Here is a 26,421-nt window from a genome sequence, read left to right on the forward strand (position 1 = left end):
CCGCGAACAGCACGTCGTGCACGCCGCCGCCTCCGGCGTGCTGACCACCCTCGACGCCTACGCGGTGGGCAGCGCGCCCCGGCTCCGGAACCGCTCTGTGTACGTGCTCCTCATTCCCGGCCGCCCCACCCCGTGGAACTGCCCAGGCAGCCCTCCGCAACATGGCTGATCTACACATAGCCGATCTCGGCCGAGAGGCTTTCGACTGGAGACGGACACCATGTCGCACCGCCTGGGAGGTCCCATGACCGAGGCCGCAACCCGACCGATCGCGCCACACACGCCGCCGTTCCCCGCCAACCGTACGTGCCCCTACCAACCACCTGTTGACTACGGACCGCTGAAGGCCGCGGGGGCCATGCACCGCGCCACGCTCTACGACGGGCGTGAAGTATGGATGGTCACCGGCCACACACAGGCCCGCGCCCTGCTCACCGACAACCGACTCTCCACCGACCGACGGAATCCCGCCTTTCCCGTGATCGCGGCCCGGGCCGAGTCCCAGCGGAAGGTCGTCATCCCGCTCCTGGGCGTCGACGATCCCCTGCACGCCACGCAGCGCCGGATGCTCATCCCGAGCTTCACCCTCAAGCGCGTCGCCGCCATGCGGCCGCAGATCCAGCGCCTCGTGGACGGCCTGCTGGACACGATGGCCGAGCGGGGCGGGCCCACCGACCTCGTCGCCTCCTTCGCGCTGCCGGTGCCGTCCATGGTCATCTGCTCGCTGCTCGGTATCCCCTACGAGGACCACGAGTTCTTCGAGCAGTGCTCCCGGAAGCTGCTCACCGTCGAGACGGCACATGAGTCCGACATCGCCCGCAACGAGCTGGAGGGCTACCTCCTCGACCTGGTGGCGGAGAAGGAGGCCCGGCCCGGTGAGGGGCTCCTCGACGAACTGATCGCCGACCGGCTCGCCCGAGGCGAGCTGGAGCGCCAGGAGCTGGTCATGATGGCCCTGCTCCTGCTCGTCGCCGGCCACGAGACGACCTCCAACATGATCGCCCTCGGCACCTACACGCTCCTCGAACATCCCGAGGAGTTCGAAGCGCTCCGCGGCGACCAGGCGCTGATGCCCGGCGCAGTGGAAGAGCTGCTGCGCTTCCTGTCCATCGCCGACGGGATGGTCCGGGTCGCGCTTGAGGACATCGAGTTCGACGGCGGCACCATCAAGAAGGGCGAGGGAGTCATCCTCAGCACCTCGATGATCAACCGCGACGAGGGCACGTACGAGGACCCCGACGGGCTCGATGTGCGCCGCTCCGCCCGCCACCACGTCGCGTTCGGCTTCGGCGTCCACCAGTGCCTCGGACAGAACCTGGCCCGGGCCGAATTGGAGATCGCGCTCAACGCCCTGTTCGCACGCTTCCCGACCCTGCGGCTCGCCGTCCCCGCCGACCAGGTGCCCGTCAAGCCGGGCAACACCCTTCAGGGCCTCTTCGCACTACCCGTGACCTGGTAAGGAGGTCCGGCGGCAGGACCGAGGAGACCCCACCCTCCGTGCGTATCACCATCGATACCGATATCTGCATCGGCTCCGGCCAGTGCGCCCTCACCGCGCCCGGCGTCTTCACCCAGGACGACGACGGATTCAGCGCCCTGCTCCCCGGCCGCGAGGACGGGGCGGGCGACCCGCTGGTGCGGGAAGCGGCGCGTGCCTGCCCAGTTCAAGCCATTTCTCTGACCGAAGTGTGAAATCCGCTGTTCCGGGGCAACGACCGCCGACGGGCCCTGAGTCCGCATGGGGGCCCGTCGCTCGCCGAGACCTAAAGCCTCGCCGCCTTGAGCGACATGTGGAGCAGCAGCCGGTCCTCGCCCTCGTCCAGATCGAGACCGGTGAGCTGCTCCACCTTCGACAGCCGGTAGTAGAGCGTCTGCCGGTGGATGCCCAACTGCGCCGCCGTACGCCCCGCCTGCCCCGCGCAGTCGAGGAACACCTCCGCCGTGCGCGCCAGTTCGGCGTGCGAGCGCTCCAGCAGCGGCCGTACCACCCGGTCCGCCGCCCCGTCGGCCGGCAGCTCCGCGAGTACCCGGTACGGACCCACGGCGCCCCACTCCGCGACCGGACCGAACCGCGCTTCCGCACGCGCCGCGCGCGCCGCGGCGAGCGCCTCGCGCCAAGCGGCGGGCGCGTCGGTCAGCCCCCGGCGCGGATCGCTGACGCCCGCGCCCGAACCGTGCGCCCGGGGCGAGCGCAGCAGCTGTTCGGCCGCCGCGCGGGCCGGGTCCAGCGCGGTCGGCGAGCGCAGCCGGATCAGCGCCGCGAGCCCCGCGGCCGGGCTCTGCGCACCGTCCCGCTCCTTGCCGCCGCCGTGCCCCGCACCGCCGGCCCGCCGGCCGCCGGACTCCGTGACGGCGCACGCGGCGAGGACGCCCGGCAGGCTGGGGAGGGGCGCCACGTCGAGGTCCTCCTGGTCCCACGGGGTGACGGCCACGAGCGCGAGCGGGCCCTCGGCCGCTCCGGGCAGCACCCCCCGCAGGGCGTCGCGCGCCGCGTCGCGCCCGGCCGGGGCGCTGGTGAGCAACTCGCGCAGCAGCTCACCGACTTCGCGCCCGGCGCGGGCCTCCGCCGCGAGAAGCGCGCCGATGCGGGCGGCCGTCTCCATCGCCTGGACGAGCCGGGGGTCGGTCGGAGTGCCGGGGCCGCCGAGTTCGAGGTCGGCGAGATGGCCGTCGTCCAGCAGCCAGGCGTAGCCGTGCACGACGCCCCGGTGGCGTACGGGCAGGCAGATGCGGCCGCGGAACACCCCGGCCGCCGGGTCCGGGGGGATCCGCAGCGGGGCCTGCGCGCGCGAGATGCCGAACGCCTCGAACCACGCTCGTACCGCGGCCGTCGACCGGCGCTGGAGGATCGAGCGGGTGCGGACCGGGTCCATGACCAGATCGAGGTCCCCGTCGCTGTCGTGGGCGCCGAAGGCGATCAGGGCGAAGTCCCGGTCCTCCAGCGTCGCGGGCGCGCCCAGCGCCGCCGAGATCTCGTCCACGAACTGCTGATAATCCCCGCGCATTTCGCCATGGCTCCTCTCCTGTGACCCACTGTGCCCCAGTGCGGCGTCCTGGTCTCACCCGCCCCACCCCGCAGATCCCCATTCTCATACATCTGTCTGAGATCCCGGACACGAAGGCGTGACAGCTGTCGATGGTCGCGGCCCCGGATGAAACTTAAATTTCACGGTGGCTCACCTTGCCGTCGCGACGCGTTGCCGCGGCATTCGTCAACACCTGTCTTCCAGCGGAAACGGCCGTTCGGCCGGTGCCCGGAAGCGCACAAACGTGGAGGTGCCCGTGCTGGGTCCTGTGCTCCTTGCCGCCGCACGCAGCGACAGCATCCGACGTCTCGTCTCGGCCGCGCCGGTCACCCGCCCCGTGGTGGACCGTTTCGTCGCCGGCGAGCGGCTGGACGAATCTATGGCCGTGGTCCGCTCGCTCAACGAGCGCGGCCTGGAGGTCACCCTCGACCACCTCGGTGAGGACATCACCGACTCGGCCGAGGCGCTCCGCAACCGCGACGCCTACCTGGCGCTGACCGAGGCCCTGGCAGGCCAGGGCCTCGGCGCGCGCGCCGAGATGTCCGTCAAGCTCTCCGCCTTCGGCCAGGCGCTCTCCGGCGGCCACGACCTCGCGCTCGCCAACATCACCCCCGTGGTCGAGGCCGCAGCCGAGGCCGGCACCACGGTGACCCTGGACATGGAGGACCACACCACGGTCGACTCCACCCTCGCCATCCTCGCCGAGCTGCGGAAGCGCTTCCCCCGCACGGGCGCCGTCGTCCAGTCGTACCTCTTCCGCACCGAGGAGGACTGCCGCACGCTCGCCGGGGAAGGCTCGCGGGTGCGCCTGGTCAAGGGCGCGTACAAGGAGCCCGCCTCCGTCGCCTTCCAGGACAAGCGGGACGTGGACCGTTCCTACGTCCGCTGCCTGAAGGTCCTGATGGCGGGCCAGGGATACCCGATGGTCGGCTCGCACGACCCGAGGATGGTCGCCATCGCCCAGGAGCTCGGCCGCCGCCACGGGCGCAAGCTGGACGAGTACGAGTTCCAGATGCTCTTCGGCATCCGGGCGGCGGAACAGGAGCGGCTGGTATCAGAGGGTCACCGGATGCGGGTGTACATCCCGTACGGCACCGACTGGTACGGATACTTCATGCGACGCCTCGCCGAGCGCCCGGCCAACCTGACCTTCTTCCTGCGCTCGCTGGCCACGCGCGGCTGAGCCCCCCGACCCGCAGTACCTGAAGAATCCGCCTCACACCCCCGATCGAAGGAGACGGCCACCATGGACGCCGTGACCCAGGTCCCCGCCCCGTACAACGAGCCGGTGCACGGCTACGCCCCGGGCTCCCCGGAGCGCGCCCGCCTCGAAGCCAAGCTCAAGGAGCTGGCCGAGAACCCCATCGAGCTGCCGATGACCATCGACGGCGAGCGGCGGATGGGCGGCGGCGAGCGCTTCGACGTCGTACAGCCGCACAACCACAAGGCCGTGCTCGGCTCGTACAACAACGCCACCCGCCAGGACGCCCAGGACGCGATCGACGCGGCGCTGGCCGCCGCCCCGGCCTGGCGCGCGCTGTCCTTCGACGACCGCGCCGCGATCATCCTCAAGGCCGCCGAGCTGCTGGCCGGCCCCTGGCGCGAGACGATCGCCGCCTCCACGATGCTGGGCCAGTCCAAGACGGCGCAGCAGGCGGAGATCGACGCGCCCTGCGAGCTGGTCGACTTCTGGCGCTTCAACGTGCACTTCGCGCGTGAGCTGCTCAACGAGCAGCCGCTGATCCAGCCGAACGGCGTGTGGAACCGCATGGACCACCGCCCGCTGGAGGGCTTCGTCTACGCGATCACGCCCTTCAACTTCACGGCCATCGCGGGCAACCTGCCCACCGCGCCCGCGCTGATGGGCAACGTGGTGGTCTGGAAGCCGTCCCCGACCCAGACGCACTCCGCGATCCTGCTGATGCAGCTCCTGGAGGAGGCGGGTCTGCCCAAGGGCGTCATCAACCTCGTCACGGGCGACGGCAAGGAGGTCTCCGAGGTCGCGCTGCCGCACCCGGACCTGGCGGGCGTCCACTTCACCGGCTCGACGGCGACCTTCCAGCACCTGTGGAAGTCGGTCGGCGAGAACATCACCGGCTACAAGTCCTACCCGCGCCTGGTCGGCGAGACCGGCGGCAAGGACTTCATCGTCGCCCACCCGAGCGCCGACCCGAAGATCCTCAAGACCGCCATCACCCGTGGCGCCTTCGAGTACCAGGGCCAGAAGTGCTCGGCCGCCTCGCGCGCCTACGTCCCGCGCTCCATCTGGGAGAGCGGCCTCAAGGAGGAGCTGGCGGCCGAGGTCGACGGCCTCACGATGGGCGACGTCACCGACCTGTCCAACTTCATGGGCGCCGTCATCGACGACCGCGCCTTCGCGAAGAACAAGGCCGCGATCGACCGCGCCAAGTCCGACGCGACCTGCGAGATCGTGGCCGGCGGCACGTACGACGACTCGGTCGGCTACTTCGTCCGCCCGACCGTGATCGCCTGCTCCGACCCGGAGAACGAGGTCTTCAAGACCGAGTACTTCGGCCCGGTCATCGGGGTCCACGTCTACGAGGACGCCGACTTCGACGCGATGCTGGAGCAGATGGAGTCGGCCTCGTCCTACGCCCTGACCGGCGCCGTCCTCGCCAAGGACCGGCAGGTCCTGGCCGCCGCCTCCGAGAAGCTGCGCTTCGCGGCCGGCAACTTCTACATCAACGACCGGCCCACCGGCTCGATCGTCGGCCAGCAGCCGTTCGGCGGCGGCCGCGCCTCGGGTACGAACGACAAGGCGGGTTCCAAGTTCAACCTGCTGCGCTGGTCCTCCCCGCGCGCCATCAAGGAGACCCAGGTGGCCCCGACGGACTACCGCTACCCGCACATGGGCTGACGCCTCTCGCCGCCGCGTGCCGACGGCCCGGCACCCCCGTCCTGGGGGTGCCGGGCCGTCGGCGTGTCGCTAGTCCTTACGCGGTGATCCGGTGATCGTTTCATCGATGACGAAGCCCTTGGCGGGGCCTTCGGGGATGGCGACATCGGTGCCGTACGGGACGCGGATCTCGGCGGCGTAGACCGCTTCGCCGGGGGAGGGGGACGACATCACGGTGACGGTCCCGTGACCGTCGTGGTCGTCGATGAGGACGTACACGGGAATGCCTGCACGGGCGTGGGCCCGGCGCTTGCGTACCCGGTCGCGCTGGACGCTGTCGTAACCGGGTGAGACGACCTCGGCGATCAGCTGGACGGCGGAAGCCTTGACGGCGATGCCGTCGTCGGTCTCGACCTCGCCGATGTCTTCGGGGGCGATGAGGACGTCGGGAATCCAGACCTTGCGGTGGTGCACGACATTCGTGTCCTGGTGGGCCGCGTACTCGCCCTCGCCAAGGTACTTGTCCATGGCGCGGCGGAGCCGGTTGGTGATCTGACTATGAGAAACGCGGCCCGTGGGCGACACCTCGATGAACCCCTCAACGATCTCGGCGCGGAAGCCCTCGGGGAGTTCCATGGTTTTCCACGCCTGCCACAGGGCCTCGTCCAGATCAGGTCCGGGCATCGCGGCCTCGGGCGCCTCGTATGCGAGAGCGGTCATGGTGCAGCACCTCCTCCTCAAGTGTGGGCGTCGGCGGCCTGGCGGCACAAGCGACAGCGCCACGGTAGGGAGAAGCCCGTCCGCCGGCCGGCGATCGGCGGCTGATCATCTGATCGGGTGACCCGGCCGTCTCAGATAGTAGGAAGCCCAAGTAATTGTGCAGACATCACGGGGATCCTGTCCTAACTTTGTAGGAGCCGACGTCTCGCCCTATCCGGCGATGGCGGTCGCGGCCCAGTGCGCATGTGCAGGCGATCCCTGTGGCACCCCGGCCCCCGCCCCTCCGGCGTTCATCCGACCTTCGACCGACCTTTTCCCTCGGGGTTCAGTAAGAGGAGACGTGAATCATGGCCGACACCGCTGTCCGCAGGACCCGTCGTATCGCCCGTGCCGCCGATGACGCCGACCGCAAGAAGGCCGCCGCCGCTCTTCAGCGCGCGCTCGACCGCCGTGACAACGGCGGTGTCACCGGGCACTGAGGCGCCGGGCGGAAGGTTTCAAGAGGGCGGGTCCCTCCGGACGGAGGGACCCAGCCCCTTGTGCGCCCCGGCGCGTACCGCTCAGTGGCCCCGGCCGTGCCCGTGGCCCCCGCCCGTACCGCGCACCACGTCGAAGTGGTCCAGCCGCCCGCCGCTCTCCGCCAGCGTCGTCACCCGCATCCGCGGCCGGTGGCCCGGCTCGACCTCGACGGCGATGAACGAGTAGCCGGTGTAGCGCACCCGCGACCACTCCACCGTCTCCTTGTCCTTACCGCCGCCCTTGACCCAGTGGTACGTGGGCACGCTGTCGAGGTCCGCGACATGGCCCTCGTAGCTGTCCGCCACCGGGAAGTCGTAGAGCGACTTGCCCGCGCCGCCCGCCGTGACGTAGACGATGCCGTCGCGCGTCGAGTCGACCGTCTCGCCGATCGGGACCTTTTTGGAGACCTTGCCGCGGTGGATGGCGTCGGTGCGCTCGTACACGTGGTTGTGGCCGTTGATGACCAGGTCCACCTGGTGCTTCTCGAACAGCGGCACCCACGCGTCGCGCACCCCGCCGTCGGACGCGTGCGAGTTGGTCGTCGAGAAGGCGCAGTGGTGGAAGAAGACGACGATGAAGTCGATGCCGCGCTGCGCCCGCAGCTGGCCGAGGCGCCGGTCGAGCCACTTGGTCTGGCGGCCCGCCGTGTAGCCGGTGTTGGCGGTGATCTCGTACGAGACGTCGTTGGCGTCCAGGGCCACGAAGGCGACGTTGCCGTAGGTGAAGGAGTAGACGCCCGGGGCGTCCACCGCGTCGATGCCGTTCGCGGGCAGCGTCCAGCGGGCGTTCTGGCCGCCGTAGCCGTGCGGGGAGTACCAGGCTTCCATGTCGTGGTTGCCGGTGGTCACCATCCACGGGACGCGCGCCGCCACCGTCTCGGTCTGTGCCAGGAACTGGTCCCACACCCGGGCGTCGTAGACGTCGCTGGTGCGGCCCGAACCGGACGGGTCGGCGTAGCAGATGTCGCCCGCGTGCAGGTGGAACGCCGGGTTCTGGCCGAGGATCAGCTGGTCGTTGGCGAGCGCGTCATAGGTGACGCCCTGGTCGCCGAAGGCGGTGAAGGTGAACTTCTCCGCGCGCGCCGGGGCGGTGGTGAAGGTACCGATGGAGGAGAAGTTCCGCGGGTGCGCCGGGTCGAAGCCGTCGTGGCCGACGCCGTAGTAATAGGTACGGCCGGGCCGCAGATTGTCCAGGGCCGCGTGCAGATAGACCTGGTCGACGGCGGGCTGCTTCTTCGACAGCGCGGGCGTGTGCAGGTCGCGCACCTCAGCGTGGATCTTGTGGCTCAGGTCCCAGGGCTTGAGCCCGATCCGCACGAACGGGCGCTTGACCGCGAACGGCACCTGCCAGGAGACGCGCATCTGCGTCCTGGGGTCCGCCCCGAAGGCGAGATGCCGGCCGAACGGCGCCACGAGGTGGCCGCTCACCTTGGTGGTGGCGTGCGAGGTGAGAAGCGTAGGCGAGGGGGCCGAGGCGGCGGGGGCGGCGTCCGGCTGCGCGGCGTACGCGCTGGTGCCGCCGGTCAGCAGGCCCGCGCCCGCGACGGCCCCGGCGCTCGCGGCGCCCGCGCGCAGCATGCCGCGCCGAGTGAGCTTGGACCGCAGGTACTCGTGCTGTTCGGGCATCGTCATACGCGCCGCGAGCTGGTCGGGTATGCCGAACCGTGGTGTCTCCATGCATCACAACGTGTCAGGAAAGCTCAACCGCCATGCGTCCTGCGGGTGAACGACAGCCGACCGGCCGACGGCTTGTCCGGATAGTGGACGGCCGTGTCAGTTGGCGGGACGCGGGGGTAGGGTCCCGGTATGTCTCGCAGCATTCGCCTCGCAGTGATCCCCGGTGACGGTATCGGCCAGGAAGTCGTGGCCCAGGGGCTCAAGGTCCTTACCGCCGCCCTCCCTTCGGACGTGAAGCTGGAGACCGAGAAGTACGACCTCGGCGCCGCGCGGTGGCACGCGACCGGCGAGACCCTTCCGGACGCCGATCTGGAGTCGCTGAAGAACCACGACGCGATCCTGCTCGGCGCGATCGGCGACCCGTCCGTCCCCTCCGGCGTGCTGGAGCGCGGGCTTCTCCTCAAGCTCCGCTTCGCCTTCGACCACTACGTCAACCTGCGCCCGTCGAAGCTGCTGCCCAACACGGCCACCCCGCTGGCCGGCCGCCCCGAGATCGACTTCATCGTGGTGCGCGAGGGCACGGAAGGCCCGTACACGGGCAACGGCGGCTCCCTGCGCACCGGGACCCCCGCCGAGGTGGCCACCGAGGTCAGCCTCAATACGGCCTACGGCGTGGAGCGCGTCGTGCGCGACGCGTACGAGCGGGCCGACGCCCGCCCCCGCAAGAAGCTGACGCTGGTCCACAAGAACAACGTCCTCGTCTACGCCGGCCACATGTGGAAGAACATCTTCGACCGGGTGGGCCGGGAATACCCCGAGGTCACCACCGACTATCTGCACGTCGACGCCGCGACGATCTTCTTCGTCACACAGCCCGAGCGGTTCGACGTCATCGTCACCGACAACCTCTTCGGTGACATCCTCACCGACCTCGCCGCCGCCGTGACCGGCGGCATCGGGCTCGCCGCGTCCGGGAACATCAACCCGAGCGGCGCCTTCCCGTCGATGTTCGAGCCGGTGCACGGCTCCGCGCCGGACATCGCGGGCACTGGCAAGGCCGACCCCACGGCCACCGTCCTGTCCACGGCCCTCCTGCTGCGCCACCTCGGCTTCGAGGCCGAGGCGGCCCGGATCGAGACCGCCGTCGCGGACGACCTCGCCGCGCGGGACGGCTCGGCCCGTACGACCGAGGAGATCGGCGACGCGCTCAGCGCGCGAGTAGCGGGCTGACCGCCCGCCGCACACCACACAGCGACGGGCTCGCGCCCGCCGCTGTGCTACCACGCGGTTGGGTGCGACCATCGACCCCAGGCCGCGCACGCGTTTCCGTCCACGGCCCCACCCGAGCGATAATCGGACGTGGGGCCGCGGTAATGAGGGGAAGCTCGGACGTCCTAGCAGCACCGGGACGGAGTGAGCGCGGTCCACCACATCTGAAACCGTGAAGGACTACCACTCATGACGACGCCCACGATCGAGCTCAAGCCCTCCTCGCACCCGCTGTCCGACGCCGAGCGGGAGCGCATTCTGACGGACCCCGGATTCGGCCGCTTCTTCACCGACCACATGGTGACGATCCGCTGGACCGAGGGCCGCGGGTGGCACGACGGACAGCTCGTGCCGTACGCGCCGCTGTCCATGGACCCCGCCAATATGACGCTGCACTACGCGCAGACGATCTTCGAGGGGCTCAAGGCGTACCGTCAGCCGGACGGGACCGTGGCCACCTTCCGCCCGCAGGCCAACGCCGAGCGCTTCCAGTCGTCGGCCCGCCGCCTCGGCATGCCGGAGCTGCCGGTCGAGACCTTCATCGAGGCGTGCGACGCCCTCGTCAAGCAGGACAAGGACTGGGTGCCCGGCAGCGGCGAGGCATCGCTCTACCTGCGCCCCTTCATGATCGCGACCGAGGTCGGGCTGGGCGTGCGGCCCGCCAACGAATATCTCTTCATCATCATCGCCTCGCCGGCGGGCGCCTACTTCTCCGGCGGTGTGAAGCCGGTCTCGGTGTGGCTCTCCGAGGAGTACGTGCGGGCCACCCCCGGCGGCACCGGCGCCGCGAAGACCGGCGGCAACTACGCCGCCTCGCTGGTCGCGCAGGCGCAGGCCGCCGAGCAAGGCTGCGACCAGGTGGTCTGGCTGGACGCGATCGAGCGCCGCTGGGTCGAGGAGATGGGCGGCATGAACCTGTACTTCGTGTACGGGAACAAGATCGTCACCCCCGAGCTGACCGGCTCGCTGCTGCCCGGCATCACCCGCGACTCGCTGCTCAAGATCGCCACGGATATGGGGTACGAGGCCGGTGAGGGCCGCGTCTCCACCGACGACTGGAAGGCCGGCAACGCGGACGGCACCCTCACCGAGGTCTTCGCCTGCGGCACCGCCGCCGTCATCACCCCCGTCGGCTCGGTGAAGTCCGCCCGCGCCGACTGGACCGTCGGCGACGGCGCCCCCGGCGAGGTCACCATGAAGCTCCGCGAGGCCCTGCTGAACATCCAGACCGGTGCCGCCGCGGACACCCACGGCTGGATGCACCCCCTGGGCTGACACCGCCTGCCGAACGCACCCGAGGGCCGCCCCCTGACAGACACCACACCACCGGGGGCGGCCCTCGCGGCATCCGGCACCTCATCACCGGGTGCCGCCTTCCGCCTGCTGCCCGCTGCTTTCCGCCTCCCGCCTGCCGCGCCCTCGACGGCGCGCCCCGCCGGGCTCGCGGACGTGTGATCACGGGGCCGGGTTGTACGCATCCGGTCGCATTGACCGGCTCGCTCGCGGTGCGGTTGCATCCTCGTGGGCCTTCGGCGAAGGGCCGGGGAATCCGTGCGTTCCGGGGGGAATCATGTCCATCGTTGTACGAGCGGCACTCGGTACGGCTCTGGTCGGCGCGCTCACGGCGGCCGCCCTGCCCGCCGCGACCGCGGATACCGGCGCCACGCACCGGCCGCGCACGGTGAGAGCCAGCGTGGCCGCGGACGGCACCCAGGCCGACGCCCCGGCGGGCGGCGGAGTGATCAGCGCGAACGGCCGGTACGCCGCCTTCACCTCGCGCGCCACCAACCTGACCCCGGACCGCGGCTCGCCGTTCCCCGACACCTTCGTCAAGGACCTGCGCACCGGCGCGGTCACCTTCGTCCGGGGCGGCCTGTACGGGCTGCGCATGAGCGCCGACGGCGGCTGCGTCGGCCTGAACGAGTACGGCGGCCACGACATCCAGGGCATGGTCCACGACCTGAGGACCGGCGAGCGGGACGTGCTCGGCCAGGCGCGCGGCGGCTCCACCCTCACCTCGCTCAGCGCGGACTGCCGCTACGCCGCCTACACCGACAAGCCGGACCACCCCGCCGACCCCAGAGCCGTGTACATCCGCGACCGGCGGACCGGCGAGAACATCAGGGCAAGCCACGAACCGGCGCCGGAACAGTTCGACATGACGGACGGGTCGATCAGCGACGACGGCGAGAAGATCGCCTACCAGACCCACCGCCGCCTCGGCGAGGGCCCGGACACGGACGACATCGTCGTCAAGGACCTCGGCACGGGACGGCACCGGCAGATCGACGGCTCCCACGACGCCGCCTCCGCGAGCCTCGTCCAGCTCAGCGGCGACGCCCGGTCCGTCGCGTACAACATGGGCCCGGACGCGTACGTACGCGACCTGCGCACCGGCCGTACGACCCGCCTCGCCGGGGTGCAGGCCCGCGCGCTGAGCCCCGACGGACGCCGGCTGCTGTACGCGGACAGCACATCGGCGCTCCGCCTGCGCGATCTGCGCACCGGCCGCGAGCGGGGCGTGACCGCCGCGCCCGCCGCCGCGGGGCCGGGGGCGCTCTCGGCGGGCGGGAAGAGCGTCGCCTTCAGCTCCGGCGCCGATGACCTGGTGCCCGGGGACACCAACGGCTTCGCCGACGTCTTCGTCCGGCGTACCCGCTGAGCACGGCGTACCGGCTGAGCACGGCGCGTAAGCCGCACGACGGACCGCACGACGGACCGCACAACGAACCGGGGGAGAAGAACATGTCCGCAGCACGACGCGCCGCCGCCGTGGCCGCGCTGGTCGCCGCGCTCGCCGCGACCGCCTTGCCCGGCGCCGCCGCCGACGAGCCCACCCGCCCCTACACCGAGCGGGTCAGCCACGCTCCGGACGGCGCGCAGTGGGACAACGCCTCCTGGGGCCCGTCGTTCGGTGACGGCGCGAGCGTCTCGTTCACCTCGGAGGCCGGCGGCCAGTCCAACGCCTACTACGCGGGCCGGTCCGTCAGCTCGGGGTACAACGGGCAGACCCCGGACGGCCGTTCGTACGCGCCGTCCAGCTGCCATATCTTCACGGCCTTCGTCTCGGAGGCCACCAATATGACGAGCAACTCGCCCGCGGACGGCCGCCCCACCGTCTATCTGCGCTTCCGGCCGGTCGGGAAGATCGGGCGCACCAGCAATGGATTCCAGGGCGTCGAATTCACCTCCGCGAGCGACCCGCGGATCAGCTCGGACTGCGCGTACGTGACCTTCACCGCCACCCTGCCCTCGACGCCCGACCACGTCGAGCAGCCCCGGGTCTACCGCTACAAGACCCAGAACGGCGCCATCGAGCAGGTCAGCGAGACATCCTCGGACGGCACCCGCGCCGCCGGGCAGCCGTCCATCAGCGCCGACGGCCGCTACATCGCCTACGAGTACGCCATCCCGAACCGGGGCGGCCCCGCCAACCACAGCGACATCTACGTCCGCGACATGGCCACGGGCGCCCTGGAGAAGGCGACCGTGGCCCGCGACGGAGGGGCCGCGAACCGCGAGTCCACCGGCCCGTCCATCAGCGCCGACGGCCGCCGCGTCGCCTTCGACTCATACGCCTCCAACCTCGTGAGCGGCGACGCCAACGGCAGTGTCAACGTCTTCGTCCGGGACCTCGGCAAGGGAGGCACCACGATCGTCGAGGGCGCGGGCGGCAAGGTCTACACCGACAGGGCGGCGCTCAGCGCGGACGGCGAGCACGTCGCGTACGTCCAGGGGAGGCTGCGCGGCACGGACGGTCCGGAGAGCGTCCATCTGCGCGATCTGGCCACCCGGACGACGCGGTTGATCAGCGTCGACACCCGCGGCGGCCGCAACGACAGCTCGGCCGGCAACCCGGCCGTCAACGAGGACGGCAGCGCCGTCGCCTTCGACTCGGCCTCCGCCGACCTCGTGTCCGGCGACACCAACGGGGAGAGCGATGTGTTCGTGCGGTGGCTGCGGTAGCGGGCGGTCAAAGGGCGGCGAAGGGCGGCGAAGGGGACGGGCGTGAACGCAACGCACATAAATAAGCGTGATCGTTGCCGACCGGCCCCTTGTCGTGAACAGCCTTGCTCCGCCACCGTGATCGTCCATGGGACAGCACTGGAAGAAGATCTGGGTCGGGTCGGCCGGCAACATGGTCGAGTGGTTCGACTGGTTCGTCTACGCCACGTTCGCCGTGTACTTCGCGGACGCGTTCTTCCCCAAGGGCAACGGCACCGCCAACCTCATGAACACCATGGGGATCTTCGCCGTCGGCTTCTTCATGCGGCCGGTCGGGGGCTGGCTGCTCGGCCGGATCGGTGACCGCAAGGGGCGCAAGGCCGCGCTCACCCTGACCGTCACGCTGATGTCCGCCTCCGCGATCCTCATCGCGGTCGCCCCGACCTACGCGGTCGCGGGGTACGGCGGCGTCGCCGTCCTCATGGTCGCCCGGCTGCTCCAGGGGCTGTCGGTCGGCGGCGAGTACGCGGCCAGCGCGACCTACCTCACCGAGGCGTCCGCGCCCGGCAAGCGCGGCTTCGCCTCCAGCTTCCAGTACGTGTCCATGACCGCCGGCCAGCTCGTCGGCCTCGGCCTCCAGATCGTGCTGCAGCGGACCATGTCCGAGGACGCGCTGCACAGCTGGGGCTGGCGCATCCCGTTCATCGTCGGGGCCGTCGGCGCCGCCATCGTCTTCTATCTGCGCCGCAACCTGCTGGAGACGGAGGTGTACGAGCAGGACGAGGACGACGCCGCCGAGGTCGCGCGGCGCGGCACGCTCAAGGCGCTGCTGCGGCACAAGCGCGAGGCGTTCCTGGTGATGGCGCTGACGATGGGCGGCACGGTCGCGTACTACACGTACACGACGTACCTCACCAAGTTCCTCTCCAAGAGCGCGGGCATGAGCAAGCCGACGGCGTCTCTCGTCAGCTTTGTCGCGCTGTTCCTCTTCATGTGCCTGCAGCCGCTCGCGGGGGCCCTCTCGGACCGCATCGGCCGACGGCCGCTGCTGATCACCTTCGCGGTCGGCTCGACCTTCCTGACCGTGCCGATCATGACGCTGCTCAAGCACGCCGGCTCCTTCTGGCCCGCCCTCGGCCTCGCCCTCCTCGCGCTCGTCATCGTCACCGGCTACACCTCGATCAACGCCTGCGTGAAGGCCGAACTCTTCCCGACGGGCGTACGGGCCCTGGGCGTCGCCCTCCCGTACGCGATCGCCAACGCGCTCTTCGGCGGCACGGCGGAGTATGTGGCCCTCTGGTTCAAGAAGGGCGGCATCGAGTCGGGCTTCTACTGGTACGTGGCGGGGTGCGCGGCGGTCTCGCTGATCGTCTATCTCACGATGCGAGAGACGAAGGACATCGACCTGAAGCGCGTCGGTCGGTCGGCTCGGGCGCCGGAGCCGTCGTCCCAGACGGTCCCGGAGCGGGCCTGACCGCTGCCCTCGACCGCCGGGCAGGCTTGATTCCGTGCACCGGGCCGCACGAAACCCGGCCCGCCCGGCGCTTGAGGACGGCATGGCCCCGGCCGGGCGGCGAGCCGTACGGCCATCAGCCCGCCCGGCGTTCGAGGGCGATCCCTGACCGGATCGTGAGACGGACCCCCACAGCGCCCGGCGGCTGTGCCACCATCCCACCGTGCTCTCGTTCGCCATGATTATTGGCAGCAGGCGCGCCGGTCCGCAGTGACCGCCCCGTACCACCCAGTACGGCGCGGAAACCGTGTCTCAAGACCCGCGCGCAGACCTCTCGCACCCGCGAGAGGTCTTTTCGTTGTCCGGCCCACCTTCGCCGGAGGCGATCGGCGCGCGGGATCATAGGGAGACGGTGGAGCCGGTCATTCCGGTAGACCGAGATCCCGACAGGAGTCACATCAGCATGAAGGACGTACAGGACGCACCCGACGACGCCTTCCACGTCTTCGACACCACGCTGCGCGACGGCGCGCAGCGTGAGGGCATCAACCTCACCGTCGCGGACAAGCTGACCATCGCCCGCCACCTGGACGACTTCGGCGTCGGCTTCATCGAAGGGGGCTGGCCCGGCGCCAACCCCCGGGACACCGAGTTCTTCCAGCGGGCGCGCGAAGAGATCGATTTCCGGCACGCGCGGCTCGTCGCGTTCGGCGCCACCCGCAAGGCGGGCGTACGGGCCGAGGACGACCCCCAGGTCGCGGCGCTCCTCGACGCCGGCACCCCGGTCGTCTGCCTGGTCGCCAAGTCGCACGACCGGCACGTCGAACTCGCCCTGCGCACCACCTTGGACGAGAACCTCGCGATGGTCCGCGACACCGTCTCCTACCTGCGCGGGCAGGGCCGCCGCGTCTTCGTCGACTGCGAGCACTTCTTCGACGGCTACCACGCCGCCCCCGAGTACGCGAAGCAGGTCGTACGCGCCGCCCACGAGGCCGGCGCCGAGGTCGTCGTTCTCTGCGACACCAACGGCGGCATGCTCCCCGCCCAGGTCCAGGCGGTCGTACGGACCGTGCTCGCCGACACCGGCGCGCGGCTGGGCATCCACGCCCAGGACGACACCGGCTGCGCGGTCGCCAACACCCTCGCCGCCGTGGACGCGGGCGCGACCCATGTGCAGTGCACGGCGAACGGCTACGGCGAGCGGGTCGGCAACTCCAACCTCTTCCCCGTCGTCGCCGCCCTGGAGATCAAGTACGGCAAGCAGGTGCTGCCGGCCGGCGCGCTCGGCGAGATGACCCGGATCTCGCACGCCATCGCCGAGGTCGTCAACCTCACCCCCTCCACCCACCAGCCCTACGTCGGCGTCTCCGCCTTCGCCCACAAGGCCGGGCTGCACGCCTCCGCCATCAAGGTCGACCCCGACCTCTACCAGCACATCGACCCCGAACGGGTCGGCAACACCATGCGGATGCTGGTCTCCGACATGGCCGGCCGCGCCTCCATCGAGCTCAAGGGCAAGGAGCTGGGCATCGACCTCGGCGGCGACCGCGAGCTGGTCGGCCGGGTCGTGGAGCGCGTCAAGGAACGGGAGCTGGCGGGCTACACGTACGAGGCCGCCGACGCCTCCTTCGAGCTGCTGCTCCGCGAGGAGCTCCAGAAGGGGGAGGAGGGGCGCTCGCCGCGCTACTACCGGGTCGAGTCCTGGCGCGCGATCGTCGAGGACCGCCCCGACGGCACGCACGCCAACGAGGCGACCGTGAAGCTGTGGGCCAAGGGCGAGCGGCTGGTGGCGACCGCCGAGGGCAACGGCCCGGTGAACGCGCTGGACCGGGCGCTGCGCGTCGGGCTGGAGCGGATCTACCCGCAGCTCGCGGAGTTCGAGCTGGTCGACTACAAGGTCCGCATCCTGGAGGGCCGCCAGGGCACCGGATCGATCACCCGGGTGCTGGTCTCCACCAGCGACGGGCGCGGCGAGTGGTCGACGGTCGGCGTCGCCGAGAACGTGATCGCGGCGTCCTGGCAGGCGCTGGACGACGCCTATGCCTACGGGCTGCGGCGCGCGGGGGTCGAGCCGCGGGAGTGAGCCGCGCGGGGTGAGGGGGCGGGGCGCGGACGCGCGGCTTGAAGGCGGGGGAGCGGAGACGCGGAGCGCGCGGCCGCTTCCGCCGTGGCGGGGCCCTTCGGCCGCGGCCCCGGGCGCTCAGCCGTAGTCCCGCCCCAGCCGCTCCGGCCCCGGGTGCTCAGCCGTAGTCCCGCCCCAGCCCCCCGGCCAGCAGGTCGTACGCGCGGTCGGCGGCGGCGTGGGCCTCGGCCAGGGCGGCTTGGGGGGTGGGGCCGTCGGACGCCCTCCGCCAGTTCTCGTGGGCGAGGTGCCGGTGGGCCAGCAGGATCTGGCCGGCCGCCAGCCGTGTCACCGACTCGTCCGACCCCGGCGCGGCCGCCAGCAGCTCGGCCGTGAGTTCGTCCGCGTCCCGGTTGGTGTAGTTCACGACGCGGGCCAGCAGGCTCGGGGTCGTATACATCATGTCGGCGAACGCGCGCACCGCCGCGTCCTCGCTCAGGCCCGTGATCGGGTCGCGGGCGTCCAGCCTCGCGTGGAGGTGGGCGCGCAGCGCAGCCAGCGGCGACAGGCCCGGCGCGCGGTCGCGGACCACGCGCGCCGACTCGCCCTGGTGGTCGGCGATGCGGTGCAGGACCAGGTCCTCCTTGGCGGGGAAGTAGCGGAACAGGGTCGGCTTGGACACCTCCGCCGCTGCTGCCACGTCCGCCACCGACACCTGGTCGAAGCCGTGCTCCAGGAAGAGGTCGATGGCCGTGTCGGACAGCGTCCGCCGCGTGCGCTGTTTCTTGCGTTCCCGCAGTCCGTTCTCCTCGGTCACGCCTCCACTGTAGCGGATTTTTCGCAACCAAGATAAATTCGTTACTCGGTTGTGTTTTCCCTCCGGTCGGCGTTCCATTGACGACATGACGACGGAGGGAAGCCGTATGAACACCGCAGTGCTGATCGTGGGGGCGGGGCCCACCGGACTGACCCTGGCCTGCTCGCTCGCCCGGGCCGGAGTGGCTGTACGGATCATCGAGAAGTCCCCCGAATTCCACCGGGGCTCGCGCGGCAAGGGCCTCAACCAGCGCAGTCGCGAACTCCTCGCCGACCTCGGCCTCGACGACGAGCTCACGGCGGCGGGGACCGAGCACATCGTGCTGCGCAAGTACCGCGACGCCGTCCCCGTCGCCGACACCGTCTCCTGGGTCTCCACTGCGGCGCGGCCCGACGTCCCGTACTCCAGCGGTCTGCTCCTGCCGCAGTGGCGCACCGAGGAACTGCTGCGCGGCAAGCTCGCCGAGTACGGGGTGCGGGTCGAACTCGGCTGCGAGCTGACCGGCTTCACGCAGGACGAGCACGGCGTGCGCGCCACGCTCGCCGACGGGCGGACCGTCGAAGCGGACTATCTGGCCGGGTGCGACGGCGGCAAGAGCTCCGTGCGCAAGGCCCTGGGCGTGAGCTTCGAGGGGGAGACGGCGGCCGAGGAGATGATGATCCTCGGCGATGTCGAGGCGGACGGTCTCGACCGGGGTTTCTGGCACCAGTGGTTCGGCGGGGACGGCCGCGGGCTCCTGCTCTGCCCCTTCCGCGGCCTGTCGCACTGGCAGCTCCAGGGGGCGACCGGCACGGACGAGCGGGGCAGGCTGCCCGAACCGTCGCTGGAGGTCTTCCAGGACCTCTTCGACCGGGTCGCCCGCGTCCCGGGGGTGCGCCTGGCCAACCCCACCTGGCTGTCCACGTACCGCGTCAACGTCCGCATGGCCGACCGCTTCCGCGAGGGCCGGGTCTTCATCGCCGGGGACGCGGCGCACGTCCACTCCATCGCGGGCGGCCTCGGCATGAACACCGGCATCCAGGACGCCTTCAACCTCGGCTGGAAGCTCGCGCTGGTCATCGGCGGCCACGCGGGGCCCGGCCTGCTGGACACCTACGAGGAGGAGCGGCTGCCCGTCGCGGCCTGGACGCTGAAGACCACGAACGAGGGGCTGCGAAGGATCACGGAGGGCGCCAAGACGGGGAACTTCGGTACGGACGTGGGCGCGAGCGAGGAGACCAGTACGCTGCGCGTCGGTTACCGCTGGAGCTCGCTCTCGGGCGGCGCGGGGGAGCGGGCGGCGGAGGGTGACGGGCTCGCGGCGGGCGACCGGGCCCCGGACGCCCCCTGCCGGGACGCGGCGACCGGCCGGCCGGTGCGGCTCTTCGAGAAGTTCGCCGGCCCCGGGCACACCCTCCTCGGCTTCGGCCCGGACAGCGCGAAGGCGCTGGCCAGGGCACGTGAGGAGTACGCGGGCCCGCTGCGTACGTGCCTGATCGACGCGGGCCCCGAAGGGCTCGACGACCACGAGGGGCACGCTCGCGCCGCGTACGGGATGGAGGGCGGCGGGGTCGTGCTCGTGCGGCCTGACAACCACGTCGCGCTGCGGTCGGCGGGGGACGCGCCGGACCGGGGCGCCGCGGTGGTGGACTACCTGCGCAGCCTCGGCCGCTGATCCGGCGGAGCTGACGCGCGCTCGCCCCGGCCCGCCTCGCCTCGCTGTTCGGCGCTCGGGCCGGGGCGCGGCGCGGTCGCCCCGCTGCGGCGCGCTCACCCGGCCGCCGTGCGGTCACCGGTGTCGGCGGGGTCGCCCGGGCTCGGTGCGGGTACGCGGCTCCGTCGCGGACACCGGTTCGGTTTCGGCCCGCGGCGGGCCGGGGAGAAGTTCCCCGTGCCAACACAGCGCACACCCTGGTCCCGCCGGGGCTTCCTCGCCGCATCCGGCGCGAGCGCCCTCGCCCTCGCGGGGCCCGTCCGGCCGGCGCACGCCGCCGACGAGTTCGAGGCGCTGCGGACGCGCTGGCGCGACCTCATGCTCGGCACCGGCTTCGACCCCGCCGCCGAGCCGTACGCCGCACGCCTGAAGCGGACCGGCGCCTTCGCGAGGACCTACCGGGCGGGCATGCGGCCCAGCGCCGCCTCGCTCTGGCCCGACGCCCCGTACGACCCGCCCGCCGGCATCACCCTCAGCTACAGCCGCCTGAACACCATGGCCCAGGCGTACGCCCAGCCCGGTACCGGCCTCACCGGCGACCCCGCACTCGCCGCCGACATCGCCACCGGCCTCGGCCATCTGCACGCCACGGTCTACAACCCGGCCACCACCCGGTACGGCAACTGGTGGGAGTGGCAGATCGGCAGCCCCCGTCTCCTCCTCGACACCCTCACCCTCGTGTACGGGCGGCTCACCGAGGACCGACGGGCCGAACTGCTCGCCGCCGTCGACCACTTCGTCCCCGACAGCATGCTCGGCGACTACACCGGCACCAGCACCGGCGCCAACCGCGTCGACCTCTGCCGCGTCGTCGCCCTGCGCGGCATGCTCGGCGCGGCCCCCGCGAAACTCGCGCTCGCCCGCGACGCCCTCACGCCCGTCTTCCCCTACGTCACCAAGGGCGACGGCCTCTACGCCGACGGCTCCTTCGTCCAGCACACGTGGGTCGCGTACTCCGGCACGTACGGCTATGTCCTCCTCGACGGGCTCGGCCGGCTCTTCACCCTGCTGCGCGGCTCCAGTTGGGAGGTCACCGACCCCCGGCGGCAGATCATCCACGACAGCGTCGAGCACGCCTACGCACCCCTCCTCCACAACGGGCTGATGATGGACAGCGTCTCCGGGCGCGCCGTCAGCCGAGGCGTGCAGAGCGCCGACGCGAACAGGATTCTCCAGAGCGACCACCAGCGCGGGCACCTGCTGCTGGCGGCCATCGCGCTGCTCGGCGGCGGGGCGAGCGAGGCGGAGCGCGAGCGCTGGCACCGCATGATCAGGGGGTGGACCGCCCGCGACACCAGCGCCCCGGTCGGCGCCGACCCGCAGTTCGGCGTCGCGGACCTGGCCCGGCTCGCGGCCGTCGCCGCAGGTCAGGGAGGGGCCGCACCCGAACCCGTCGGCCACCGGCTCTTCGCCGCCATGGACCGCGCCGTGCACCGCCGCCCCGACTGGGCCGCGAACATCGCCATGGCCTCCGACCGGATCGCGTACTACGAGAACGGCAACGGCGAGAACCCGCGCGGCTGGCACACCGGCGCCGGAATGCTCTACTGGTGGGGCGCGACACACGGCGGCGACCAGTACACGGACGCCTTCTGGCCGACCGTCGACCCCTACCGGCTCCCCGGCACCACCGTCTCCACCAAGCGGCTCGCCGACGACGAGGGCGGCGGCTGGGGCGACCCCAAACCCGCCGCGGCGTGGGTGGGCGGCACCACGGACGGGGAGTTCGCAGCCGTGGGGCAGCAGGTGAAGGGGCTCTCCAGCACGCTGGAAGCGAGAAAATCCTGGTTCTGCCTCGCGGACGCGGTGGTCTGCCTCGGCGCGGGCATCACCGGCCGCGACGGCGTCCCCGCCGAGACCGTCGTCGACAACCGCAACCTGGGCGCGGACGGCGCGCCCCGGCTGATCGTCGACGGCGTTCCCCAGCCGTCGGCGCTGGGCTGGAGCAGGGCGTTCCGCCGCGTCCACTGGGCGCACCTGGCCGGGCACGGCGGCTATGTCTTCCCCGGCGGCGCGCCGCTGCGGGCCCTGCGCGAGGCGCGTACGGGCTCCTGGCGCGACATCAACTCCGGCGCCGTCCCCGACCCCATCACCCGCCGCTACCTCACCCTCCGGCACGACCACGGCACGGACCCGACCGACGCCGCGTACGCCTACCTCCTGATGCCCGGCGCGAGCCCGCGCGTCGTCGCCGCCCGCGCCGCCGACCCCGCCTGGCTCACCGTCCTCGCCAACTCCCGCGACCGGCAGGGGGTATCGGTGCCCTCGCTCGGCATCACCGCCGTCAACTTCTGGCGCGCGGCCACCGCCGGCCCGCTCACCACGACCGCCCCTGCGAGCATCCTGACCCGCCGCCACGGCCGCACCACCGCGCTGCACATGGCGGGCCCGACACGGGACGGCGCTCCCTTCGAGGTCACCTGGGCCCATCCCGTACGACGGGTGACCGCCCACGACGCCACGGTCGAGATCCTGGCCGCGGGCCGCTCGCTGCGCCTGCGCGTCACACCGGGCACGGCCTGCGCGACGCACTCCTGCACGGTCGAAGCGGGTCGGTAGCGGGCGCCGACGCCGGTCCGTGCGCGCGAGCCGTATGTCCGAGGGCGTCCTGCCCTGCTTCCAGAGGCCGGGCGCAGCCCCGCGCGCGAGCTGTACGGCGTGCGGCAACCGGCTGACCGCCGGGCAGACGGCGCCGCCCCGCGCGCGCGAGCCGCACGCGAACGTGTCAGCCTATGACGCGACCGCCGCCCCTGCCGGGGATACGAGGCCCCGCTGGCGGCCACCGACGGGCGGTTGGCCCGGTCAGGGCGGGGGAAGCGCCCGTCCGGCGAGGCGGCGGCGGGCACGGGCCGGGCCCGCCGGAGGGTGAGGTCAAGCCCGGCACCCTACGGCTCAGTGCGCCGACCTTTGTGGAGTATCAACAGATCGCAACCCCTATTCCGGGATGGCGTTAGGGGCCCTGCTGTGCACTTCTGTTCTGCCTGCCCACGAAATCGGGCTCGACGTTGTACGAAAGCAACATGTAGTTCTATGGCCTCGGCCACGTACCGTCGATGCCATGAGCAATCTCGAAGGGGCGCCCGTAGAGGCGAGTGACGTCCGTGGGCGCGTCGCCGAGCTGCACGCGATCCGTGAGCAGGCCCGCCGCGGGCCGAGCGACCGGGCGACCGAGGCGCAGAAGGCCAAGGGAAAGCTGACCGCCCGCGAGCGCATCGACCTGCTGCTGGACCCGGGCTCCTTCAACGAGATCGAGCCGCTGCGCCGGCACCGCGCCACCGGGTTCGGCCTGGAGGCGAAGAAGCCGTACACCGACGGCGTGATCACCGGCTGGGGCACCGTCGAGGGCCGTACCGTCTTCGTCTACGCGCACGACTTCCGGATCTTCGGCGGCGCGCTGGGCGAGGCCCACGCCACGAAGATCCACAAGATCATGGACAAGGCGATCTCCGCGGGCGCGCCCCTGGTGTCGCTGAACGACGGCGCGGGCGCCCGCATCCAGGAGGGCGTCTCGGCGCTCGCCGGTTACGGCGGCATCTTCCAGCGCAACACCCGGGCCTCCGGGGTGATCCCGCAGATCTCCGTGATGCTCGGCCCGTGCGCGGGCGGCGCGGCCTACAGCCCGGCCCTGACCGACTTTGTGTTCATGGTCCGCGAGACCTCGCAGATGTTCATCACCGGCCCGGACGTGGTGCAGGCGGTGACCGGCGAGAAGGTCACGCAGAACGGGCTGGGCGGCGCGGATGTGCACGCCGAGACGTCGGGCGTGGCGCACTTCGCCTACGACGACGAGGAGACCTGCCTCGAAGAGGTGCGCTTCCTCCTGTCGATGCTGCCGCAGAACAACCGCGAGAACCCGCCCGTCGCCGAGTCCCAGGACCCCGCCGACCGGCGCGGCGAGGCGCTGCTGGACCTCGTGCCGGCCGACGGCAACCGCCCGTACGACATGCGCAAGGTCATCGAGGAGCTCGTCGACGACGGCGAGTCCCTGGAGATCCACGAGCGCTGGGCCACCAACATCCTGTGCACCCTGGCCCGCCTCGACGGCCAGGTCGTGGGCATCGTCGCCAACCAGCCGCAGTCGCTGGCCGGCGTGCTGGACATCGAGGCGTCCGAGAAGGCCGCCCGGTTCATCCAGATGTGCGACGCCTTCAACATCCCGATCATCACGCTGCTGGACGTCCCCGGCTTCCTGCCCGGCGTCGACCAGGAGCACGGCGGGATCATCCGGCACGGCGCGAAGCTGCTCTACGCGTACTGCAACGCCACCGTGCCGCGGATCTCGGTGATCCTGCGCAAGGCGTACGGCGGCGCGTACATCGTCATGGACTCCCAGTCCATCGGCGCGGACCTGACCTACGCCTGGCCCACGAACGAGATCGCGGTCATGGGCGCCGAGGGCGCGGCCAACGTGATCTTCCGCAAGCAGATCGCCGAGGCGGACGACCCCGAGGCCATGCGGGCGCGCATGGTCAAGGAGTACAAGTCCGAGCTGATGCACCCCTACTACGCGGCCGAGCGCGGCCTGGTCGACGACGTCATCGACCCGGTCGAGACCCGCCAGGTCCTCATCAGGTCCCTGGCGATGCTCGCCGCCAAGCACGCCGATCTGCCGTCCCGCAAGCACGGCAACCCGCCGCAGTAATGGAGACGAAACCGGACATGAGCACTCCCACAGACGCCGTCGTTCGCGTGGAGAAGGGCCAGGCCGACGCCGAGGAGCTGGCCGCCGTCACCGCGGTCCTCCTCGCCCGCGCCGCCGCCACCCAGGACCACGCGACCCTGCCCCGCCCGCGCCGTACCACCGCGGGCTGGCGCCGCCTGGAGCGCACGCCCGGCTTCCGGGCGCCGCACAGCTGGCAGGGCTGATTTCCCACCCGTACGGATTTCGCCTCCGTACGGACCCGCGTACGGCCAGGAGCCCCGCACACTTCGCGTGTGCGGGGCTCCTGGCGTGACGGGGCGGCGGTTCAGGCGCTCGCCGGGGCCGGTTCGGCCTCCTGGGGCGGCGTCTCGGGAGCGATCCGGGCCGTGCTGCCCTCGGGCAGCTTGAGGAACACCATCGTCAGCACCGAGGCGAGCACGTACAGCGCGGCGAAGATGATGACCACCCCGGCGGGGCCCACCGATCCCAGGAAGACGCTGACGATCGCGGGGCCGACGAAGGCCGCGCCGCCCGCGCCCAGGTTGAGCAGGGCCATCGCGCCCGCCTTGTTCTCGGGGGCGAGGTTGGGGACCAGCGCCGAGATGGGGACGAACCCGGCGAGCGCGACGCCGTAGAGCATCCCGACCACGATGGCCACCCAGTAGCGGTCACCGGCGGCGAGCGGCACGAAGTACAGCATCAGGGTGGTGACCGCGCAGCCCAGGCCGCCGAACGTCGCGATCGTCCGCTGCCAGCCGATGCGGTCGCCGATCGCGCCGAAGACGAGGTTGAAGATCACGTTGGTGCCGTAGATGACGGCCAGCAGGGTCAGCCAGCCCCCCTCCCCGAAGCCGATCCGGTCGCCGAAGAAGGTCGGCAGGAAGACCAGGAAGCCGAACTCCGGCGCGGTGTTGATGATGCGCACCACGCAGGCGACGGCGACCCGGGGGTTCTGCCAGATGATGGCGAGGCTCGACGTCAGCCGCTGCACGGGCTGCGCGTCGGGCGGGGCGAGCCGGGTGAAGCCGGTGCGCTCCCGGACGCCGACCATGCAGATCACACCGCCGAGCGCGATGATGCCGAGCGCGGTCCACAGGGTGGCGAACTGGCCGAAGAGCGGGTTGGTGACGCCGGCGACCAGTGAGCCGAGGGTGGGCAGCCCGCCGGTGAAGGCGACGTAGAACCAGCCGACGGCGGTACCCAGCCGGGCCGGCGGGGTGGTGGCGGTGATCCACACCAGGAAGCCGAAGGCGAAGAGCGGGTAGCCGAAGCCGCGCAGCCCGTAGAAGAGCAGCATCAGCGGGTAGTTCTCACCGCCGAGGGCGAAGGCCAGATACAGGACGTCGAAGACGACCCAGATCACCAGGCCGAGCTGCATCACCCGGCGCGGCCCCCAGAGGTCGGCCAGGGCTCCCGAGAGCCAGGACGCCACCATCACCGTGACGCCGTACGCGGTGATCACATACGAGGCGCGCACCTCGGTCCCGGCCCCGTGATCGGCCATGAACGGCGCGATGAAGCCGGACTCGACGCCGTCTCCGACCATGAAGAGCAGAACCCCGAGGAAGCCGAAGGCCAGGGGTTTGGGGATGCCCATGCGGTCGAGGAGCGACCGGGGGGCACCGGCCGGGGGGTGGGTGCTGACCATGTTGTGCCTCCGACGGAGCGGGGAGTTGGGGGACGGGGGTTGGGGAGACCGGGGCTGAAAGCATCATGGTTCTTGTTAATTTCACATGCAAGATGTGAAGCCGAGATTTCTTGCGGCGGGGGAGCGGTGAGGGGCGGCGGGGTCATCTCGCCTG

General features: G+C 71.5%; 20 protein-coding genes. 15 read left to right on the forward strand and 5 right to left on the reverse strand.

Going from position 1 to position 26,421, the window contains the following annotated elements; translation table 11 throughout:
- Positions 1–244 precede the first annotated feature (244 nt).
- Together AC07AB_RS19180 and AC07AB_RS19185 are read left to right on the forward strand one after the other, a co-directional pair.
- Positions 245–1,459 (forward strand): cytochrome P450, encoded by a 1,215-nt coding sequence (locus tag AC07AB_RS19180; RefSeq protein WP_478568044.1) that lies wholly within the window; start codon positions 245–247, stop codon positions 1,457–1,459.
- 38 nt (positions 1,460–1,497) lie between these two features.
- Entirely contained in the window at positions 1,498–1,692 is a 195-nt protein-coding gene (locus tag AC07AB_RS19185) for a ferredoxin (RefSeq protein ID WP_478568047.1), read from the forward strand.
- Between the two features lie 71 nt (positions 1,693–1,763).
- On the opposite strand, the gene AC07AB_RS19190 is transcribed toward AC07AB_RS19185, so the two are convergent.
- A complete protein-coding gene (locus AC07AB_RS19190) occupies positions 1,764–3,005 on the reverse strand; it encodes a PucR family transcriptional regulator (protein WP_478568050.1) in 1,242 nt (413 codons plus the stop codon).
- A gap of 277 nt (positions 3,006–3,282) precedes the next feature.
- Here AC07AB_RS19190 and AC07AB_RS19195 point away from each other — a divergent pair, with 277 nt between their 5' ends.
- Complete coding sequence (locus AC07AB_RS19195) at positions 3,283–4,209, forward strand: proline dehydrogenase family protein (RefSeq protein WP_478568053.1); 927 nt, start codon at positions 3,283–3,285, stop codon at positions 4,207–4,209.
- A gap of 63 nt (positions 4,210–4,272) precedes the next feature.
- Positions 4,273–5,904, forward strand: a complete 1,632-nt coding sequence (pruA, locus tag AC07AB_RS19200) for an L-glutamate gamma-semialdehyde dehydrogenase (protein WP_478568056.1) — start codon at positions 4,273–4,275, stop codon at positions 5,902–5,904.
- A 69-nt stretch (positions 5,905–5,973) separates the two neighbouring features.
- On the opposite strand, the gene AC07AB_RS19205 is transcribed toward pruA, so the two are convergent.
- Positions 5,974–6,603, reverse strand: a complete 630-nt coding sequence (locus tag AC07AB_RS19205) for a Uma2 family endonuclease (RefSeq protein ID WP_478568059.1) — start codon at positions 6,601–6,603, stop codon at positions 5,974–5,976.
- Between the two features lie 347 nt (positions 6,604–6,950).
- Between AC07AB_RS19205 and AC07AB_RS19210 the strand changes: the two genes are divergently transcribed.
- Positions 6,951–7,082 carry a hypothetical protein gene (locus AC07AB_RS19210; RefSeq protein WP_478568062.1) on the forward strand — a complete coding sequence of 44 codons (132 nt, stop codon included), beginning with the start codon at positions 6,951–6,953 and terminating at the stop codon, positions 7,080–7,082.
- An 81-nt stretch (positions 7,083–7,163) separates the two neighbouring features.
- On the opposite strand, the gene AC07AB_RS19215 is transcribed toward AC07AB_RS19210, so the two are convergent.
- Positions 7,164–8,798 (reverse strand): purple acid phosphatase family protein, encoded by a 1,635-nt coding sequence (locus AC07AB_RS19215; RefSeq protein ID WP_478568065.1) that lies wholly within the window; start codon positions 8,796–8,798, stop codon positions 7,164–7,166.
- Between the two features lie 129 nt (positions 8,799–8,927).
- Between AC07AB_RS19215 and AC07AB_RS19220 the strand changes: the two genes are divergently transcribed.
- From AC07AB_RS19220 to cimA, 6 genes are all read left to right on the forward strand, one after another.
- Positions 8,928–9,968: a 3-isopropylmalate dehydrogenase gene (locus AC07AB_RS19220; RefSeq protein ID WP_478568068.1), complete on the forward strand. Its 1,041-nt coding sequence runs from the start codon at positions 8,928–8,930 to the stop codon at positions 9,966–9,968.
- 228 nt (positions 9,969–10,196) lie between these two features.
- Positions 10,197–11,282: a branched-chain amino acid aminotransferase gene (locus tag AC07AB_RS19225; RefSeq protein ID WP_478568071.1), complete on the forward strand. Its 1,086-nt coding sequence runs from the start codon at positions 10,197–10,199 to the stop codon at positions 11,280–11,282.
- 295 nt (positions 11,283–11,577) lie between these two features.
- On the forward strand, positions 11,578–12,669 hold the full coding sequence (locus AC07AB_RS19230) for a TolB family protein (protein ID WP_478568074.1): 1,092 nt from the start codon (positions 11,578–11,580) through the stop codon (positions 12,667–12,669).
- Between the two features lie 83 nt (positions 12,670–12,752).
- Positions 12,753–13,973 (forward strand): TolB family protein, encoded by a 1,221-nt coding sequence (locus AC07AB_RS19235; protein ID WP_478568077.1) that lies wholly within the window; start codon positions 12,753–12,755, stop codon positions 13,971–13,973.
- A gap of 127 nt (positions 13,974–14,100) precedes the next feature.
- Positions 14,101–15,426 (forward strand): MFS transporter, encoded by a 1,326-nt coding sequence (locus AC07AB_RS19240; RefSeq protein ID WP_478568080.1) that lies wholly within the window; start codon positions 14,101–14,103, stop codon positions 15,424–15,426.
- A 442-nt stretch (positions 15,427–15,868) separates the two neighbouring features.
- The gene (gene cimA / locus AC07AB_RS19245; RefSeq protein WP_478568083.1) at positions 15,869–17,488 is read left to right on the forward strand and encodes a citramalate synthase; all 1,620 of its coding nucleotides are present in this window, start codon (positions 15,869–15,871) and stop codon (positions 17,486–17,488) included.
- Positions 17,489–17,645: 157 nt separating this feature from the next.
- Here the strand turns inward: cimA and AC07AB_RS19250 are convergent, their stop codons facing one another.
- Positions 17,646–18,284: a TetR/AcrR family transcriptional regulator gene (locus tag AC07AB_RS19250; RefSeq protein ID WP_478568086.1), complete on the reverse strand. Its 639-nt coding sequence runs from the start codon at positions 18,282–18,284 to the stop codon at positions 17,646–17,648.
- A 106-nt stretch (positions 18,285–18,390) separates the two neighbouring features.
- Between AC07AB_RS19250 and AC07AB_RS19255 the strand changes: the two genes are divergently transcribed.
- From AC07AB_RS19255 to AC07AB_RS19270, 4 genes are all read left to right on the forward strand, one after another.
- Entirely contained in the window at positions 18,391–19,938 is a 1,548-nt protein-coding gene (locus AC07AB_RS19255) for an FAD-dependent monooxygenase (RefSeq protein ID WP_478568089.1), read from the forward strand.
- 216 nt (positions 19,939–20,154) lie between these two features.
- On the forward strand, positions 20,155–22,536 hold the full coding sequence (locus AC07AB_RS19260) for a polysaccharide lyase 8 family protein (protein ID WP_478568092.1): 2,382 nt from the start codon (positions 20,155–20,157) through the stop codon (positions 22,534–22,536).
- 499 nt (positions 22,537–23,035) lie between these two features.
- Positions 23,036–24,619: an acyl-CoA carboxylase subunit beta gene (locus AC07AB_RS19265; protein WP_478568095.1), complete on the forward strand. Its 1,584-nt coding sequence runs from the start codon at positions 23,036–23,038 to the stop codon at positions 24,617–24,619.
- Between the two features lie 17 nt (positions 24,620–24,636).
- Entirely contained in the window at positions 24,637–24,843 is a 207-nt protein-coding gene (locus tag AC07AB_RS19270) for an acyl-CoA carboxylase subunit epsilon (protein WP_478568098.1), read from the forward strand.
- Between the two features lie 101 nt (positions 24,844–24,944).
- On the opposite strand, the gene AC07AB_RS19275 is transcribed toward AC07AB_RS19270, so the two are convergent.
- Positions 24,945–26,267 (reverse strand): MFS transporter, encoded by a 1,323-nt coding sequence (locus tag AC07AB_RS19275; protein WP_478568101.1) that lies wholly within the window; start codon positions 26,265–26,267, stop codon positions 24,945–24,947.
- Positions 26,268–26,421 lie beyond the last annotated feature (154 nt).

This window comes from Streptomyces sp. NPDC044033 (assembly GCF_056434425.1).